The following is a 15,146-nucleotide window of genomic DNA, read 5'->3' as shown; positions in this document are numbered from 1 at the left end:
TGGCTCGCGGTCGTCAGTCGTCGTCTTCGATGACTTCCGGGTCCGAGAGCGCGCTCTGGAGGCTGTCGAGGCCGTTGACCCACTCCGTGACGAGGCCGTACTCGACGTCGTCGAGGACGCCCATATCGAGGTCGTCGCCGTCGATGACGCGCGTGCCGGCGCAGGCGCTCAGGCCGAGCGCGCGGTCGAGGTCCTCTTCCTGTTCGGCTTCGACGGCGGCCTGGACGTAGCCGGTGACGTCAGTCTCGTCGGCGACGCCGTCGGCGATATACTGCTCGGCGCTGTAGAACACGCAGACGAGGCTCGTCTGGACGCCGTCGACGAGCATGAGCTTGTCCTCGTCCTCGAAGTCGGGCTCGGAGAGCACGACCTCGCGGATGTCGGTGAGCTCTTCGAGGGCTTCCTCGTCGTCGATGGCGTCGTTGTCGTACGCCTTCAGGATTTTCGCGACCGCGATGGCGACGTCGTCCTGGAGGTTCAACAGGAGGCGCGCGGAGTCCTCGTCCTCCGGGTCGATGTCCTCGTCGCGCAGCCGGTCGAGCCAGTTCTGCCAGCGTTCCTCGGAGTAGAACTCCTCCTCGGGGGCACTCATACTCCGTACGCCGGCCGCCCGAGACAAAGGCCTTTCCTTCACCGGAGCGGCGAGTCACGCGTCCGCACGGTCCGTGACAGCCTGAGCCCACCGCTTCCGTGCTACTCGTCGAGCGTCCCGCGAGTGTCGATGCCGTAGACGGCTTCGGGGGTCTCGACGTGCGCGAGCCGGACGGCGTCGTCGTGGCCCTGTTCTTGGAGCCGGCGGACGCGCCGCGGCACCGTCTTCGGACCCATTACTGCGCCCCGGCGGTCGGCGTCGTCCACGAAATCCGTCTCCATCAGGAACGGTTCGCCGACCTCCACGGCGGTCTCCAGGTACTCTTTGTCGCACATCACGCTCTTCGTGACGCCGTCGAGTTCGCCGCCCGCGTAGTGTTTCACCACGCGCTCGGGCGGCAGGCCGGCGGCCTCGGCCCACTCCGCGACGTCCGTAAGGTCCTCGGTCGCTTCGGTGTGGAGCTGGAGCGCGACCCCGGTCTCGGCGGCGCGCCTGCAGGCGTGGCGGATAACCTCGTTCGAGGCCTCCCACACTGTGTCGCTGACGTCGTAATGCGGGCGACCGGACTTCAGTGCGACCGCGTGGCCGTCGCTGGCGTACTCCGCCGCGACGTCGATGCCCGCGCGCATCAGTTCGCCCGCTTCCTCGGGCGCGAAGCCGCGGTCGTCAACCAATCGCGAAATCAGGCCGGGGTGGACGCCGAGCACGGGCCACGCCCGGCCCGGCAGGGCCTCGCTGGCTCGCTCGACGAGGTCGATGGTCTCCTCGAAGACAGGCCGGAAGTCCGCGCCCTCGTCGGCTTCGATACCGTGGTGCCACGACGGCTTGTTCACGACGAGCAGGTGTGTTCCGCCGAGGTGAACGAAGTCCTCGACGGCGTCGATGCCGCGGTTGTCGGCGTCGAGGTGGAGGTGGTCGTCCAGTACGGGCGTCCCGAGGTCGGTCATGGCCCGTGGTTGGCGCGTCGCCCTCGAAAAGCTGTTCGTCTACTCGCCGAGCACGACCGCGTCGTCGGCGGCGTTCCGGAGCGCGTCCGACCGCCCGTGCTCGCCGGGTGCGATGGCGAGCGTGCGGATGCCGCGCCGCCCCGCGGTCTCCAGCACGGGCTTGAAATCCGTGTCGCGCGAGGCGACCGCGAGCACGTCCACGCTGCCCCCGACGACGAGTTCGGTCGCGTCCACCGCGAGCTTCACGTCCACGTCCCCGCTGGTCACGCGGATGTCGTAGCCGCGGGCCTCCGCGGCCTGCATCAGTTCGGGCGTCGCGTGCTCGTCGACGTACAGCCGCGTCACGGCCAGCCGGCCGGCGGCTTCTGCCGTCTCCCGGACGTCGTCCAAGTCCACGTCGAACTCCTCGCGGAGGACGTTCGGCCCGTCCACGAACAGGGCGACGGCTGCGTCGCCGTCCCCGTCCAGCAGGCTACTGAGTCGCTGCATACCCGCGTTCGGGGGCGGCCCGACAAGAGCGTGCCGGAAGGCGGCACGCGAGCGCCCGCGAACGTTCAAGTGCGGGAGCGAGCCAACCCCGCGCGCCGGCGTCGAGAACCCACCAGCCGGCTGATAATGTGGTAGTCTGTCAGAACTGCGGTAACGACGCGCGATTCGTGTTGTCCGTCGAGTGCGCGGTCCTCCTCGCTGACGGGAGCGCCCGCGAGCCGTCGTGGTCGACGACGCTGACGTGTGCGGCCTGCGAGAGCACGCACGTCGCGTGAGTTTCACGCGCCGACGCCATCGGCGCTCGCGGTCCACTCGACGAATGCCGCCCGTACGTTGTCGGCCGCCCGCGCGAGCATCCGCCACGCGTCCGCGACGAACCCAAAGCGCCCGCTCCCGGTAGTTTCGTCTACCAGCCAGACGGCACGCGGCCGGTGCGCGCGAACGACCGCTGCACCGCGTCGCGCCGCGGCTGCGGCCGTCGAGGCGTCCACGACCAGTTTCGTCCGGCCGTCTACGACGTACCGGACGACGAATCGAAACGGACGCCCGTCGCCGGTGTTCACGCAGCCGCGACGGTGAGCGACAGTTACCCTCGGTTGCGGGCGCTCGGCGGGCGGACCGGCGAGCGCCACCGGCAGCGACGAAGTCATTTGTGACTATATCGTCGGAATAGCTACGAGGGCATAATGGTGCCGATGCCGACGATTCCACCATGAGCGACGACCGCATCCTCGGCACCACGAAAGTCACCGACCGCTGGCGCATCAGTCTCATCAAGGCCGTCCGCGAGGAGTTCGCCGAACAGGGCGAGGACGTCGAGGAGGGAGACCTCGTCGTCTTCAAGAAGCGCGACGGCGACATCGTCGTCGAACCCGCCTAACCGGGATACGAAAACATTACTTGCCGGCCGCCGACGCCACGAGTATGGCACTCCGAATGCCGCCGCTGTACGGTCGCCACGACGACCGCGGCGCGCAGTTCACGGAGTTCGGCGGGTGGGAGATGCCCGTCGAGTTCGACTCCATCCGGACCGAGCACGCCGCTGTCCGGGAGTCGGCCGGCGTCTTCGACGTCTCCCATATGGGCGAAATCGAAGTCGGCGGTCCGGACGCCGAGCGGTTGATGCAACGGCTCACGACCAACGACGTCGCCGCGCTCGACCCCGGCAACGCCCAGTATTCGGCGATTACGGACGACGAGGGCGTCGTGCTCGACGACACCGTCGTCTACCGGCTTCCCGAGGGCAACGACGCCGAGTACCTGTTCGTGCCGAACGCCGGCCACGACGAGCAGATGTACGAGCGGTGGGCCGACTACCGCGACGACCACGACCTCACGGCGACTGTCGACAACGTCACCGGCGAGTACGGCATGGTCGCCGTGCAAGGCCCCGACGCCCCCGAACTCGTCGCGGCGCGCGCCGGCGACTCGGTGCTCGACCTCGGGCGCTTCGAGGCGGAGTACGCCGACGTCGCGGGCGTCGAGTGCTGGGTCGCCAACACCGGCTACACGGGCGAGGACGGCTTCGAACTCGTGTTCCCGGCGGACGGCGCGGGCGCGGTCTGGGACGCGTTCGCCAACGACTGCCAGCCCTGCGGGCTCGGTGCGCGCGACACGCTCCGGCTGGAGGTCGGCCTCCTACTCTCCGGACAGGACTTCCACCACGAGGGGAACCCGCGCACGCCCTACGAGGCTGGCATCGGCTTCGTCGTCAACCTCGACACCGAGTTCGTCGGTCGCGACCGCCTCGCCGCCCAGAAAGAGGCTGGCGTCGACGAGGAGTTCGTCGGCTTCGTCCTGGAGGAGCGCGGCGTCCCCCGCCACGGCTACGACATCCAGAAGGACGGCGACGCTGTCGGCGAAGTCACGAGCGGGACGATGAGCCCGACACTCGACGAGCCCATCGGCCTTGGCTACGTCGACACCGACTACGCCGACGACGGCACGAGCGTCGAGGTCGTCGTCCGCGGCACCGGCAAACGAGCAACCATCACCCCCACACCTTTCATCGACTCATGAGCTTCGACGTGCCCCAAGACCTGTACTACCTCGACTCGCACGAATGGATAGACCCCGACACCGGCCGCGTCGGCATCTCGGACTTCGCGCAGGACGAACTCGGCGACGTCGTCTTCGTCGAACTCCCCGCCGTCGGCAACGACCTCCAGCGGAACGACGAACTCGGCGTCGTCGAATCCATCAAAGCCGTCTCGGACATCTACGCGCCCGTCTCGGGTGAAGTCACGGACGTCAACGACGCCCTCGAAGACCAGCCCGAACTCGTCAACGACGACCCCTTCGGCGACGGCTGGCTCGTCGAACTCGACTTCGACGAATCGGCGCTCGACGGCCTGCTGGACGCCGACGAGTACGCCGAGCAAATCGCATAGGTACCTTTTGCTGCGCTCGTTCGCTTCGCTCTCTCGCTGGCAAAAGCTACGCTAAAAGCCGTCCTCACCCCCTATCGGGGGTTCGTCGGCCCGAGCGATTCGCGCTCGGTGAACCGCGACCCTTCCGGGGTCTTCGACCCGCTCACGGGTCGCTACGCTCCCCGTTCGCGCAGGCCGAGGCGCTCGTACCTCGCGCCTCGCGCCGCTCGGGTCACGGATGCTCGCTGTTTCGTGCCGAACGTTCTTGTCGTGCCGGCGCGACTGTTCGCGAATGGCACCGACTGTCGACGACCTGCGCAACGAGATTCGAGAGTCCGTCGGGCGGTACACGCGCGTCGAGTCTACCGGCTTCACCAAGGAGGCGCTGGCGGCCATCTGCGGGGCGCTGGGGTACGACGTCAAGAAGGGGAGTCTCCCGTCGAAGTCCGTGATGCGCGCGGAAATCCGGGCGCGCGTCGGGCTTGCCGACGAGGCGGACCCCGAGAGCGCGGGTGGAGCGTTCCGGAAGGCGGACCTCGAAGCCATCGCGGAGGTGCTTCGCGAGGATTGAGGCTCGCAACGCTTGCCGCTCGACCACCCTATTCGTGACTATTTAGACGCTCTTTATCGCCTATCGCACCACATCCGTGCATACTTTTCCGGTCGGTGGTGTTCCGGAACCGGGGGTATCTTGGTGGCCGCTGCGCAACTCCCGCGTATGTCTGGATTCGATGGCAGTCCGTCGCCGGGAGGACGACTATGAGCGGGCGTGAGAGCGGCAGCCCGTACGCGCCACACACGGACGCCGAGACCGAAGCGATGCTGGACGCCGTCGGCGTCGACGACGTCGAAGCCCTGTTCGACATCCCCGACTCGGTGCGCTTCGACGACGAGTTCGGCATCGACGCCAAGTCCGAGCAGGAAGCCGTCGTGGAGGCGAAAAAGCGTCTGCGGCGCAACGACGACTTGACGGAGTTCCTCGGGCGCGGCCACTACGAGCACTACGTGCCGTCGCTGGTCGACCACCTCGCCCAGCGCTCGGAGTTTTTGACCTCGTACACGCAGTACCAGCCCGAAGTCACGCAGGGGTTCCTGCAAGCGCTCTTCGAGTACCAGTCGATGCTCGTCGAACTCACGGGGCTGGGCGTCGCGAACTGTTCGATGTACGACGAGGCGACCGCGCTCGCGGAGGCCGCACTGCTCGCCAAGCGCGTGCGCGCCGCGGACGGCGACCGTGTGCTCGTCCCCGAGTACGTCCGCAACGGCCACGTCAGCGTCCTCGAAAACTACACGAACGGCGCGGAGGTCGTCGTCGAACGCTACGGCACTGACGCCGGGAACGTCGACACCGACGCGCTCGCCGACGCCATCGCCGACGACGTCGTGATGGTGTACGCGGAGAACCCCACGACGACCGGCGCGGTCGAGGAGCACCTCGACGCTGTCGGCGACCTCGCGGACGACCACGACGCGCTGTTCTGCCTCGGCTCCGACCCGGTCGCGCTCTCGCTCCTCCAGCGGCCCGTCGACGTCGGCGCGGACGTCGTCGTCGGCGACGCCAGCGTCCTCGGCCTCCCCACGAGCTACGGGATGGGCCTGGGCGTGTTCGCGTGCCGCGAGGACTTCCTCCGGCAGGTCCCGGGGCGACTCGTCGGCGCAAGTGAAGATGCGGACGACAATCGCGCGTACACGCTCACGCTCCAGACGCGCGAACAGCACATCCGCAAGGAGCGCGCGACATCGAACATCTGCACGAATCAGGCGTGGGTCGCGCTCCGTGCCGCCATCCACGCCGCGTCGCTGGGCTCCGAGGGGCTCGTGAACCTCGCCGAGCGCATGGTCGAACTGCCGCGCGACCTCGCGGCCGACATCGACGACATCACGGGCGTCCGCGCGCCCGTCCACGACCGCCACCACTTCCGGGAGTTCCTCGCGCACACCGACCAGCCCGCGCCCGCCATCGCCAGCGACCTCGAAGCAGACGGGTTCGCCGTCCACGCCGTCGGTGACCACCGGCTGCAGGTCTGCGTCACGGACGCCAACGAGCACGCCGTCGACCGCCTCGTCGCCGCGGTCGAGGAGGTGACCCACTGATGGAGCATTACGACCAGGCCGCCTACGAGCAGGCCGCCGACGACCAGTACGAGCCGCTGCTCGCCGAGAAAGACGAGACGACCACGGAAGTCGAGTCGTCGCTGCCCGACGAGCTGACGCGGGACGAACTCGAACTGCCGAGCCTCGCCGAACCCGAGCTCGCGCGCCACTACGTCCGGCTCAGCCAGCAAAACTACGGCGTCGATTCCGGCCCGTACCCGCTGGGCTCGTGCACGATGAAGTACAACCCCCGGTTCACGGAGGACGTCGCCGCGCTCGACGCCGCGAGCGTCCATCCGGACCGCTCCGCCGAGAGCGTCCAGGGAACGCTCGAACTCCAGTACGACCTCCAGGACTACCTCGGGCGCATCGGCGGCATGGACGCCGTCACGCTCCAGCCGCCCGCGGGCGCTGCGGGCGAGTTCGCGGGCATCCTGCTCGCGGACGCCTACCACGAGGCCAACGACGATGGCCACCGCGACGAAGTGCTCATTCCGGACTCCGCGCACGGCACGAACTTCGCCTCGGCGGCGCTGGGCGGCTACGACGTCGTCGAACTCCCCTCGGGCGACGACGGCCGCGTCGACCTCGACGCCCTCGACGCCGCGCTCGGCGAGAACACGGCCGCACTGATGCTCACGAACCCGAACACGCTCGGGCTCTTCGAGCGCGACATCGAGCGAATCGCGGACATGGTCCACGACGCGGGCGGCCTGCTCTACTACGACGGCGCGAATCTCAACGCCCTGCTCGGCCGCGCTCGCCCCGGCGATATGGGCTTCGACATCATGCACTTCAACGTCCACAAGACGTTCGCGACGCCCCACGGCGGCGGTGGCCCGGGCGCAGGACCGGTCGGCGTCACCGAGGAGGTCGCCGAATTCCTCCCCGAACCGCATATCCGACAAACTGAGGGCGGGAAGTACGAGCGCTACACGCCCGCGCACTCCGTCGGGAAGGTCCACGGCTTCGCCGGGAACTGGCTCGTCCTGATTAAGGCGTTCGCGTACATCGACCGCCTCGGCGACGACGGCCTCAGCGACGCATCCGCGAAAGCCGTACTGAACGCCAACTACCTCGCCGAGCAGGTGGACTACGACGTCCCCCTCGGCCCGTTCCACCACGAGTTCGTCGCGAGCGCTGGCGACCAGGACGCCGCCGATGTCGCCAAGCGCATGCTCGACTACGGCGTCCACCCGCCGACGACGAACTGGCCCGAACTCGTCGACGAAGCGCTGATGACCGAACCCACGGAGGTCGAGACGATGGACAACCTCGACGACCTCGCCGACGCGTTCAACGCTGTCGCTGCCGACGATACGGAGACGCTCGAGAGCGCGCCCAACCGGACTACGGCTCGGCGCATCGACCAGACGAGCGCCGCCCGGAACCCGCGGCTATCGTGGCGCGACCTCGACTAACCCGGGTCTTCTGAGCGCGCATATTTAGCCAATCCTTATTACTCGAACCCGCCTCGATTAATACATGACCGTCGTCAGCGTTTCGATGCCCGACGAACTCCTCGAACGACTCGACGAGTTCTCCGAGGACCACGGCTACACCGGCCGCAGCGAGGTCGTCCGGGAGGCCGCGCGCAACCTCCTCGGCGAGTTCGAGGACAAACAACTGGAGGACCGCCCGCTCATCGGCGTCGTCACCGTCCTGTTCAGCTACGAGAACTCCACCGTCGAGGAGCGCATGATGAACCTCCGCCACGAGTACGAGGGCCTCGTGACGAGCAACGTCCACAACCACGTCGGCGACCACTACTGCATGGAGCTGTTCATCCTCGAAGGTAAACTCGACGAAATCTCGGAGTTCGTGGGGCGCGTGCGCGCCACGAAGGACACGATCACGGTGGACTACTCGGTGATTCCCGTCGACGGCTTCACACCGCTGTCCGAGCGCTAGTCGACCACCCGCGGCTCGTAGATGCGTTTTCTCGCGTCCGGGATGTAGACGCGCTCCTCGACGAGGTCGGCCTCTTTCAGCAGCGAGAGCCCGTGGCGCGTCGTGCGCTTCGAGAGCCGCGTCCGGTCGCGCAACTCCGCCTGCGTGAGCGGCGAGTCGTACTCCAGAACCTTGAACACGAGTTTCGCGCTCGGCGGCAGGTCGGCTAAGCTGTCCCGGTCGGGTGTCGGTGCGTCGTTACCGTCGGCAAAAACGACCACTGGTCTCTGCCATACACGTTCGGGGACGACGGGCGGATAGTTAGGTGTTTGGCTCCTCCCAGAAACGGCCGCCGACCGACGGATTTTGATATAGCGATATGAAGTTTACGAGCTGCGTCTCCGACGAGTGGTCAGGTGGTACACGGACTGAGTGTAGGGCTCGGCGACCAGCTGCTGCCAGTTGTGGGTGTACCGGTCCATCACGTCGCCAACGTCGCCGCGAAGGTACTTCACGAGGTAGCCGTCGTCCGTCCGTTGGCGCATCTCTGTCGTGAAAAAGTGTCGAAAGTAGTGCGGCGTGACGTTCTCCTCGACGCCCGCTCCCGTCGTGTACCAGCCGTTCTCCCGTGCTAAGCCGGTGACGTACGCCCGCACCATCTCGCTCGTCAGCCGCTCGCCGTAGCTCTCGGAAACGTTCACGAACAGCGGCTCTGCCGCCGATTCCACGTCCGGACGGATTGCCAGCCACTCCACGATCGCGCGCTCCACTTCGGCGTCGACGGGGATGCGCGTGTCGCGGTGGCGCTTGTTTCCTTCCGTGCGCTCCTCGCCGTTCACAGTATCGTCGACGTTAATGTCGCTCGTCACGAACAGGGTGTTTTCGCGGTCGCTGATGGCTGCTCGCGGCCGGCTGCCGTAGTACTCCGCTATCGCGGGGTGAGCGAGGTTGACGTCTCGTAAATCGAGGTTGCACAGCTCCCCGACGCGGATGCCGGTCTTCGCCAGCACCAGCACGATGGCGCGGTGCAGCGGATTCCGAATCGAGCCGACGAACTCCCTCATCTCTTCGACGGCGATGCGCCGCCGAGTCGGTGACGAGTCGCCGCGTTCGCTCATCTCCTCCATCACGACGACCATCGGATTCTCGTCGAACTCGCCCGTCTGTACCATGTACCCGTAGAAGCGGTTGACGTGGACGGCCTTCGTGCGAATCGACCCCGGAGCGTAGTCGTCCTCGCGCAGGGACTGAATCCACTGGAGGCAGTCCCCCCGAGTCGCGTCCTCGATGGGCGTGTCGTGGGCAGTGAGGAACGCACGGAGCTGCCGGAGCGTCGTCCGGTAGTCCCCGATGGTGCTGGTAGACCGGCCGTACAGCTCCATCTCGTCGAGGAACGTCTGCACGGGTCCGTGGTCGTAGTCAGTCGCGGTGTCGCGCTGGGCCACGGTCAGTCACTCTCCGTGCGGACGACGAGACCGTCCTGCTGGATGTCGTAGTCGATCTTCCCGGCGTCGTTGAGGCGAGCGAGGCAATCCGTGACCGTCTGCTCGATGTCGCCGGTGATCTCTTCGACGACGGCGTCGCGACTGGCACCGTCGGCGTCGTCGATGATGGTGACGATACGCTGCTCGATGACGTCCGCTAGAGTGGCGTCTTCGCCGCCTGGACCCTGGGGGTCGAGGCCGAAATTCCGCCGTCCAGCGTTGACCATCGCTCGGACGTAGGCGGACCGGCTGGCGAACCCCATCTGTTCGGCCTCCTCGTCGTAGACGTTACGCTGGTGTTCGGGGACGGCGACGTTGAGTTTCACGTCCTCGGTCATTTGTGCTGACTGTCGTGCGGTGGGTGGATAACGGTTTGGGGTCTGTGGGCGGATTAGGGAGATAAGCCCACCATAGGGACCAGGAGAGTGCCCACGTTCCACCCTGTATTGGTGTTTGTAGCAGGGTTACTGCGGTAAGCAGTCTACAAGAACCATACAATCCGACCCTGGTACGACTGCCTTTCGCTCGTCGAACCGGGACACCACGCGCGACTTCTTCCGTGCTACGGCAACCTCTCCAGGAAGCCTTCGCTAAACCAGGCCTCAGTGTGGTCGCCTCCACCGGCGCCCGTCCCACAGGTCATTCCCTCTCCCTCACGGCACAGGGTGTCTCGGAGAACGAGGCCGCAAAGTGGTTCAAACATGTCGAGGAGGGCGAAGTCGCTCTCGAGTGCAGGTACTGCGACGGTCAGCTCGAGTTCCTGACCTACTTCTCCTCTCTCAACTCTTGTCGCCCGTTCTGACGGCGTGTGGCCGTCACAGCAGGGTAATAGCACTTCGCGCTGGTAGCGGGGGTTACTGTTCCATCGCCTACTGTAAACTCTATCTCGATGTGACTTCGACCGCCGTAGCAGCCCGAGCCGGTCGGCGATTGCAGCGCTCGCTTCACTCAGCGATCCCGGTCACACCTGCCTGCGCGTGAAGAGAACGATGCGGAACGCGAACGACGGGAGAATCGAACCGGTATCTCCGGGTGATACCCTCGGGTTCGCGGGTCGAGAAGCGGGCTCTAGAAGCGGTGGTGCTCGTCAGGCGCTGGCCGAGGAGTCGATGTCGCCGTCGATTCGGATGAACCCGTACCCGCAGTCGGGACAGTTCCACTTCGTCTTCTGCCCGAGGTGGATCTGGGTCGCCGCGGCGCGGTAGAACGTCTGTTCCTCGCCGCAGTTCGGACACTCGTGGTCGAGTTCGCGAGCCATACTCGGCGTTCGGCGAGCCACCCCATTCAACGTACTGGTTTCCGGGACCGAGACGCCACGAATCGAACTCATAAACTCTATACTGAGATACGAAACTACTGATCGTCGGGAACGAACACGTCGCCCCGGACGTCCGTCTGCACGCCGTGTCTGGCGTCAGCGACGGATTTCGGTGGCTCGTCGTCGCCGTATCGGCTGGTGTAGCTCGCGCGCACTGCGTCCCGGACGCAAGCGCGCGCCGCGGCACCGACGCGCGTGGCACTCCCGGAGAACGCCGCACTATCGCCCGTCGGGTCGCAGGCCGCGATGACCGCGTCCGTCGTGGTCCCTGGGAAGCCGACTGTATCGAGAAGCGTAGCAGTCTTCGCTTCGGCGGCGACGGCGACGAGGTTCGCGAGCGCGGCGTCGTCGAGCGCGCGCGTCGTTCCGACGAACACGTTCACCGTCCCGGCGACGACTTCGGGCTCCTCGGGGAGCGTCCCGCCCGCGGGCTCCATCGGGAGCGCCGCCGGGTTCGAGACGCCGACAGTCGCGACGGCTTCGACGGGACCACACCGCGCGCCGCGAGCGTGGCGCTGCGCGACGCCCGTGAGCAACACCGGGTCGTCGCTGGTCCGGGAGAATCCCGCGTCCGCGAGCCGCCCATCGACGTACGCGTCGAGGTCGTCGGGATTCCAGCCTTCGGGGACGGTGACGTTGAACGCGCGGTCGGCGTCGACGAGCCCGCCGTCCCAGCCGGTGGAGAGCCAGCGTGTTCGCTCGCGTTCGAGCGCGAGCACGCCGTCCCGCTCCGACGCGTCAAACATCGCCGAGCACCGCCAGCAGGCGGTCGTTCTCCTCGGGGGTGCAGACAGCCACGCGCACGTGGCTGTCGAGCCCGCTGAACGTCGTGGCGTCCCGGATTGCGACGCCGCGCGCTTCAGTCTCGACCAGGAGGTCGTCCACGTCGCGGCCACCGACACCCAGCAGCAGGAACGGCGCGTCCGAATCGTGGACAGTGAAGCCATCGGCGAGCTCTTGTGACATTCGCTGACGCTCGCTGGCGACGCGCTCGCGGGTCTCGAACACGAACTCGTGCTGGCGCATCGCGTGTGCGCCGACGGCTGCGGCGGGCGTGCCGAGGTTCCACGCCCGCCGCGCCGTCTGGAGGTCGTCCAGTCGATGACCGGACGCCACGAGGAAGCCCGCGCGGATGCCGGGCAGCCCGAACAGTTTGGTGAGCGAGCGCGCGACGACGACGCCCGGCGTCCCAGCCAGCGACGCTGCTTCGGTGAAGCCGAGGAACGCCTCGTCGACGAGCAGTTCCGTGTCGGATTCTCGGCATCGCCGTGCGAACTCGCGGAGTGCGTCGACGTCGTAGCGGTCACCCGTGGGATTGTTCGGGTTGCAGACGACGGCCATCGCGTGCTCGTTGGGGTCCGCGTCGAGGAGTTCGTCGTGCGGAACGAACGCGGGGTCGGCACCCTGGAGTTCGACTTCGCGCGCGTACTCGCCGAAGCTCGGGTACGGGACGAGCACGCTATCGCCGGGTTCGACGCGCGTCTCGATGGCGAGCCGGATACCCGCGAGCCCGCCCGGCGTCGGGACGACGCGCTCGGCGGTACAGTCGACGTACTCCGCCGCAGCCGCCCGGAACTCCGGATAGCCGTCGTTCGGGTAGCGGGCGGCGTCGTCGAGCGCGGCCTCGTACACCTCGCGCACGCCCGGCGGCATCCGGGGGTTCACGTTCGCGGAGAAGTCCAGCACGTCCGGGTCGTCGCTGCCGCCGTGTGGCACGCGGCTGGCGTCGCGGACGGCGTCAGGGTCCATCGTCTCCCTCCACGCCCCTACCGGGTTTCGGTGCGTCGGTTCGCGGCGCGAGCAGGCGCTCGGCGAGCGCGGCGTCCGACCGGCGGTTCACGTTCACAGCGAGCCGTGTGTCGTCGCTCCGGAACACCGAATCCTCGTCATCCGCGACGACGTTCACGCCCGTCGGAACCCACTCGCCTTCTTCGTCAGTGCTCGCGCCGAGCGCGTCCTTCAGCGCGGACGGGACGCGCACGCTCGTCGAGCCGTCCGCGGCATCCAGTACGGTGTTCACGACATCGCCGTCCAACAGTGGGAGGTCCGCGGCGACGGTCAACACGGGCGTCTCCACGGCGTCGAGTGCGGTGGTCAAGTCCGCGACGTAGCCCTCGCCTGCCGTCTCGATAACTGGAAGCTCACCGCGGAGATGCGCGCGTGTCTCCGGCGCGTGCGGTGAGACGACGGCGTGCGTGGTTTCGACCCGGCTCTCGGCGAGCGCGTCGCGGACGTAGTCGACCATCGGCCGGCCCGAAATCACGAACAGCGGCTTCTCGACGTCGCTATCGAGGCGCGTCCCGCGACCGCCGCACATCAGCAGAGCGTCCACGCGACCACCCCCAGATGGAGGCCGACGACGCGGCCGACCTCGTTGACCGCGCCGAAGACGTCGCCGTTCACGCCGCCGAGTAGTCCTTGGAGTCGCCAGAGTACGAGCAATCCGGCGAGGGAAGCGCCAACGAGCGTGGCCGCCGCTGCCGGCGTCGGCCACGAGAGTACGGCGGCAGGAACGGCGACGAGGACGACGGAGAGCAAGTCGCGGCGGCTCGCGCGTTCCGTGAACTGCGAGCCCAGCCCCTCGTGCGCGGCGGTGCCGAGACAGGCCACCGTCGCCATCCCGAGTTTCGCGCCGACTTCCGCGGCGACGACGACCGCAATCGCCGCGCGGGTCGGCAGCTCCGCAACGCCGAGCGCGCCGAGCGTGAGCGCGGCGACTGCGACCGCGACCGCTGCGACTGCCCCGACGCCGACTTTCGTGTCCTTGAGTACGCGCGTGCGCTCCCCGCTGTCGCCGTGGACGACGAGCGCGTCGCCGACGTCCGCGACGCCGTCGAGGTGGTTGATGCCCGTGACGACGAAGATTGCGGCCAGGTACGCGAACGCGACGGTTCCTGCCGGGAGCACGTCGAACACGAACGGGACCGCGAGCAACGCGCCGACAACGTAGCCGGCCAGCGGGAACGCCCACGGAGATTCGCGGAACGCCGCCCACGCGTGCTCGCTGTGGCCGACGCGGAGCCGCGTCAGGAATCCGAGCGCGCCGCGGAGCGCGGTCACGACCACGCAACCACCCCCGCGGCGAGCGCGTACGAGAGCGCGCCAGCGACGCCGACGACGCGGACGCCGCGCTCGCTCTCCGCGACAGTCGGGAACTCTTCGCCGAGCGGCAGGTCGTAGACGCCCGGCTTCGCGAGGCGGACGCCGAGCACCGCGGCGAGCGTCGCCATCGGCCACCCGGAGTTCGGCGACGGCGGCGCGTCGGCGTGCTCGCTGGCGCGAGTCAGCGCACTCAGGTCCAGTCCAGCAACCGCGACGAGCACCGCGCTCAGGCGCGCGGGCAGCCACATCACGGCGTCGTCGAGGCGCGCGCTCGCGGTCCCGACGGGCTTCGAGCGGTAGCCGAGCATCGAGTCGAGCGTGTTCACGCCTTTCACCCACGCCGCCGCGCCCGCCGCGACCGGCAGCGAGACGAGTGCACCGACCGCGAACGCGAGCAGCGGCGCGACGAGGCCGTCCGCGAGATTCTCCGCGGCGCTCTCGACAGCCGCGCTCCGCACCTCGCCCGCGGAGAGGTCGCTCGCGTCCCGCCCGGCCAGCGACTCGAGGCGTTCGCGCGCGGCGTCGAGGTCGCCATCGGTGGCCGCGACGACCGCACGGGCTTCCCCCAGCAGCATCCGCAGACTGGTCGTCGTGAACAGCGCGAGTCCGGCGATGGCGGCGGCGAGAAGCCGGTCGACGCGCCCCGCCAACGCGACCAACGAGGCGACGAGAGCGGCGGCCACCAGCGGGATGACGAGGGCGACGAGCGCGCCGACAACTTTGGGGTGCGCCCACTCGCGGTCGAATGGCGCGACTGTGCGCCCGAGCCACGCGACGGGGTGGACGCTCGCGGGTGGCTCCGCCAGCACGACTTCGAGCACGAACGCGAGCGCGACTGCTGCAACTGCAGTCAGCGCCACG

Annotated in this window: 21 protein-coding genes; 8 read left to right on the top strand and 13 right to left on the bottom strand. The window is 68.0% G+C overall.

The features are described from left to right. Positions 1–13: 13 nt before the first annotated feature. The 3 genes from LT974_RS11445 to LT974_RS11435 form a co-directional block, all read right to left on the bottom strand. Positions 14–592 carry a DUF2150 family protein gene (locus LT974_RS11445; protein WP_232587781.1) on the bottom strand — a complete coding sequence of 193 codons (579 nt, stop codon included), beginning with the start codon at positions 590–592 and terminating at the stop codon, positions 14–16. 101 nt (positions 593–693) lie between these two features. Further along, a complete protein-coding gene (locus LT974_RS11440) occupies positions 694–1,539 on the bottom strand; it encodes a TatD family hydrolase (protein WP_232587780.1) in 846 nt (281 codons plus the stop codon). A gap of 39 nt (positions 1,540–1,578) precedes the next feature. Further along, positions 1,579–2,028, bottom strand: coding sequence for an NYN domain-containing protein (locus LT974_RS11435; RefSeq protein WP_232587779.1), 450 nt, complete (start codon positions 2,026–2,028; stop codon positions 1,579–1,581). A 128-nt stretch (positions 2,029–2,156) separates the two neighbouring features. Between LT974_RS11435 and LT974_RS11430 the strand changes: the two genes are divergently transcribed. Beyond that, on the top strand, positions 2,157–2,303 hold the full coding sequence (locus LT974_RS11430; RefSeq protein WP_232587778.1) for a hypothetical protein: 147 nt from the start codon (positions 2,157–2,159) through the stop codon (positions 2,301–2,303). A gap of 3 nt (positions 2,304–2,306) precedes the next feature. Here the strand turns inward: LT974_RS11430 and LT974_RS11425 are convergent, their stop codons facing one another. Further along, the gene (locus LT974_RS11425; RefSeq protein WP_232587777.1) at positions 2,307–2,678 is read right to left on the bottom strand and encodes a hypothetical protein; all 372 of its coding nucleotides are present in this window, start codon (positions 2,676–2,678) and stop codon (positions 2,307–2,309) included. A gap of 62 nt (positions 2,679–2,740) precedes the next feature. Between LT974_RS11425 and LT974_RS11420 the strand changes: the two genes are divergently transcribed. From LT974_RS11420 to LT974_RS11390, 7 genes are all read left to right on the top strand, one after another. Continuing rightward, positions 2,741–2,908, top strand: coding sequence for a hypothetical protein (locus LT974_RS11420; RefSeq protein ID WP_232587776.1), 168 nt, complete (start codon positions 2,741–2,743; stop codon positions 2,906–2,908). A 44-nt stretch (positions 2,909–2,952) separates the two neighbouring features. Next, positions 2,953–4,047, top strand: coding sequence for a glycine cleavage system aminomethyltransferase GcvT (gene gcvT / locus LT974_RS11415; RefSeq protein WP_232587775.1), 1,095 nt, complete (start codon positions 2,953–2,955; stop codon positions 4,045–4,047). After that, positions 4,044–4,418 (top strand): glycine cleavage system protein GcvH, encoded by a 375-nt coding sequence (gene gcvH, locus LT974_RS11410; RefSeq protein ID WP_232587774.1) that lies wholly within the window; start codon positions 4,044–4,046, stop codon positions 4,416–4,418. Before gcvT ends, gcvH begins: the two co-directional genes overlap by 4 nt. A gap of 271 nt (positions 4,419–4,689) precedes the next feature. Then, positions 4,690–4,968, top strand: coding sequence for a hypothetical protein (locus LT974_RS11405; protein WP_232587773.1), 279 nt, complete (start codon positions 4,690–4,692; stop codon positions 4,966–4,968). 188 nt (positions 4,969–5,156) lie between these two features. Continuing rightward, positions 5,157–6,491 (top strand): aminomethyl-transferring glycine dehydrogenase subunit GcvPA, encoded by a 1,335-nt coding sequence (gene gcvPA, locus LT974_RS11400; RefSeq protein ID WP_232587772.1) that lies wholly within the window; start codon positions 5,157–5,159, stop codon positions 6,489–6,491. Beyond that, positions 6,491–7,912, top strand: a complete 1,422-nt coding sequence (gene gcvPB, locus LT974_RS11395) for an aminomethyl-transferring glycine dehydrogenase subunit GcvPB (RefSeq protein ID WP_232587771.1) — start codon at positions 6,491–6,493, stop codon at positions 7,910–7,912. Before gcvPA ends, gcvPB begins: the two co-directional genes overlap by 1 nt. A gap of 64 nt (positions 7,913–7,976) precedes the next feature. Next, positions 7,977–8,402, top strand: a complete 426-nt coding sequence (locus tag LT974_RS11390; RefSeq protein ID WP_230889157.1) for a CopG family ribbon-helix-helix protein — start codon at positions 7,977–7,979, stop codon at positions 8,400–8,402. On the opposite strand, the gene LT974_RS11385 is transcribed toward LT974_RS11390, so the two are convergent. From LT974_RS11385 to cbiB, 9 genes are all read right to left on the bottom strand, one after another. Then, the gene (locus LT974_RS11385) at positions 8,399–8,662 is read right to left on the bottom strand and encodes a MarR family transcriptional regulator (RefSeq protein WP_232587770.1); all 264 of its coding nucleotides are present in this window, start codon (positions 8,660–8,662) and stop codon (positions 8,399–8,401) included. The genes LT974_RS11390 and LT974_RS11385 overlap by 4 nt on opposite strands. 105 nt (positions 8,663–8,767) lie before the next feature. Next, complete coding sequence (locus LT974_RS11380) at positions 8,768–9,826, bottom strand: tyrosine-type recombinase/integrase (protein ID WP_232587769.1); 1,059 nt, start codon at positions 9,824–9,826, stop codon at positions 8,768–8,770. Between the two features lie 2 nt (positions 9,827–9,828). Continuing rightward, positions 9,829–10,203: a DUF5805 domain-containing protein gene (locus LT974_RS11375; protein WP_232587768.1), complete on the bottom strand. Its 375-nt coding sequence runs from the start codon at positions 10,201–10,203 to the stop codon at positions 9,829–9,831. 749 nt (positions 10,204–10,952) lie between these two features. Then, a complete protein-coding gene (locus LT974_RS11370; protein WP_232587767.1) occupies positions 10,953–11,123 on the bottom strand; it encodes a DUF7838 family putative zinc beta-ribbon protein in 171 nt (56 codons plus the stop codon). Positions 11,124–11,218: 95 nt separating this feature from the next. Further along, entirely contained in the window at positions 11,219–11,929 is a 711-nt protein-coding gene (locus LT974_RS11365) for an adenosylcobinamide amidohydrolase (protein ID WP_232587766.1), read from the bottom strand. Then, positions 11,922–12,932, bottom strand: coding sequence for a threonine-phosphate decarboxylase CobD (gene cobD, locus LT974_RS11360; RefSeq protein WP_232587765.1), 1,011 nt, complete (start codon positions 12,930–12,932; stop codon positions 11,922–11,924). The genes LT974_RS11365 and cobD overlap by 8 nt, the downstream gene beginning before the upstream one ends. Then, positions 12,922–13,500: an NTP transferase domain-containing protein gene (locus LT974_RS11355; RefSeq protein WP_232590254.1), complete on the bottom strand. Its 579-nt coding sequence runs from the start codon at positions 13,498–13,500 to the stop codon at positions 12,922–12,924. Before LT974_RS11355 ends, cobD begins: the two co-directional genes overlap by 11 nt. Next, positions 13,500–14,249 (bottom strand): adenosylcobinamide-GDP ribazoletransferase, encoded by a 750-nt coding sequence (cobS, locus tag LT974_RS11350; RefSeq protein ID WP_232587764.1) that lies wholly within the window; start codon positions 14,247–14,249, stop codon positions 13,500–13,502. Before cobS ends, LT974_RS11355 begins: the two co-directional genes overlap by 1 nt. Then, complete coding sequence (gene cbiB / locus LT974_RS11345; RefSeq protein WP_232587763.1) at positions 14,240–15,145, bottom strand: adenosylcobinamide-phosphate synthase CbiB; 906 nt, start codon at positions 15,143–15,145, stop codon at positions 14,240–14,242. Before cbiB ends, cobS begins: the two co-directional genes overlap by 10 nt. Between the last annotated feature and the right edge of the window lies 1 nt (position 15,146).

The organism is Halobacterium noricense (assembly GCF_021233435.1).
GTDB lineage: Archaea > Halobacteriota > Halobacteria > Halobacteriales > Halobacteriaceae > Halobacterium > Halobacterium noricense.
The sequence above is the reverse complement of the archived record's forward strand: the minus strand, read 5'-3'. Positions and strand labels throughout refer to the sequence as shown.

What these genes read in the sequence shown, in the direction of transcription:
- LT974_RS11375 (WP_232587768.1), bottom strand. Translation starts at nt 10,203, where the DNA reads ATGACCGAGGACGTGAAACTCAACGTCGCCGTCCCCGAACACCAGCGT.
- LT974_RS11370 (WP_232587767.1), bottom strand. Translation starts at nt 11,123, where the DNA reads ATGGCTCGCGAACTCGACCACGAGTGTCCGAACTGCGGCGAGGAACAG.
- gcvPB (WP_232587771.1), top strand. Translation starts at nt 6,491, where the DNA reads ATGGAGCATTACGACCAGGCCGCCTACGAGCAGGCCGCCGACGACCAG.
- LT974_RS11405 (WP_232587773.1), top strand. Translation starts at nt 4,690, where the DNA reads ATGGCACCGACTGTCGACGACCTGCGCAACGAGATTCGAGAGTCCGTC.
- LT974_RS11425 (WP_232587777.1), bottom strand. Translation starts at nt 2,678, where the DNA reads ATGACTTCGTCGCTGCCGGTGGCGCTCGCCGGTCCGCCCGCCGAGCGC.
- LT974_RS11390 (WP_230889157.1), top strand. Translation starts at nt 7,977, where the DNA reads ATGACCGTCGTCAGCGTTTCGATGCCCGACGAACTCCTCGAACGACTC.
- LT974_RS11355 (WP_232590254.1), bottom strand. Translation starts at nt 13,500, where the DNA reads ATGTGCGGCGGTCGCGGGACGCGCCTCGATAGCGACGTCGAGAAGCCG.
- gcvH (WP_232587774.1), top strand. Translation starts at nt 4,044, where the DNA reads ATGAGCTTCGACGTGCCCCAAGACCTGTACTACCTCGACTCGCACGAA.
- LT974_RS11445 (WP_232587781.1), bottom strand. Translation starts at nt 592, where the DNA reads ATGAGTGCCCCCGAGGAGGAGTTCTACTCCGAGGAACGCTGGCAGAAC.
- LT974_RS11365 (WP_232587766.1), bottom strand. Translation starts at nt 11,929, where the DNA reads ATGTTTGACGCGTCGGAGCGGGACGGCGTGCTCGCGCTCGAACGCGAG.
- LT974_RS11435 (WP_232587779.1), bottom strand. Translation starts at nt 2,028, where the DNA reads ATGCAGCGACTCAGTAGCCTGCTGGACGGGGACGGCGACGCAGCCGTC.
- gcvT (WP_232587775.1), top strand. Translation starts at nt 2,953, where the DNA reads ATGGCACTCCGAATGCCGCCGCTGTACGGTCGCCACGACGACCGCGGC.
- gcvPA (WP_232587772.1), top strand. Translation starts at nt 5,157, where the DNA reads ATGAGCGGGCGTGAGAGCGGCAGCCCGTACGCGCCACACACGGACGCC.
- LT974_RS11420 (WP_232587776.1), top strand. Translation starts at nt 2,741, where the DNA reads ATGAGCGACGACCGCATCCTCGGCACCACGAAAGTCACCGACCGCTGG.
- cobD (WP_232587765.1), bottom strand. Translation starts at nt 12,932, where the DNA reads ATGGACCCTGACGCCGTCCGCGACGCCAGCCGCGTGCCACACGGCGGC.
- LT974_RS11440 (WP_232587780.1), bottom strand. Translation starts at nt 1,539, where the DNA reads ATGACCGACCTCGGGACGCCCGTACTGGACGACCACCTCCACCTCGAC.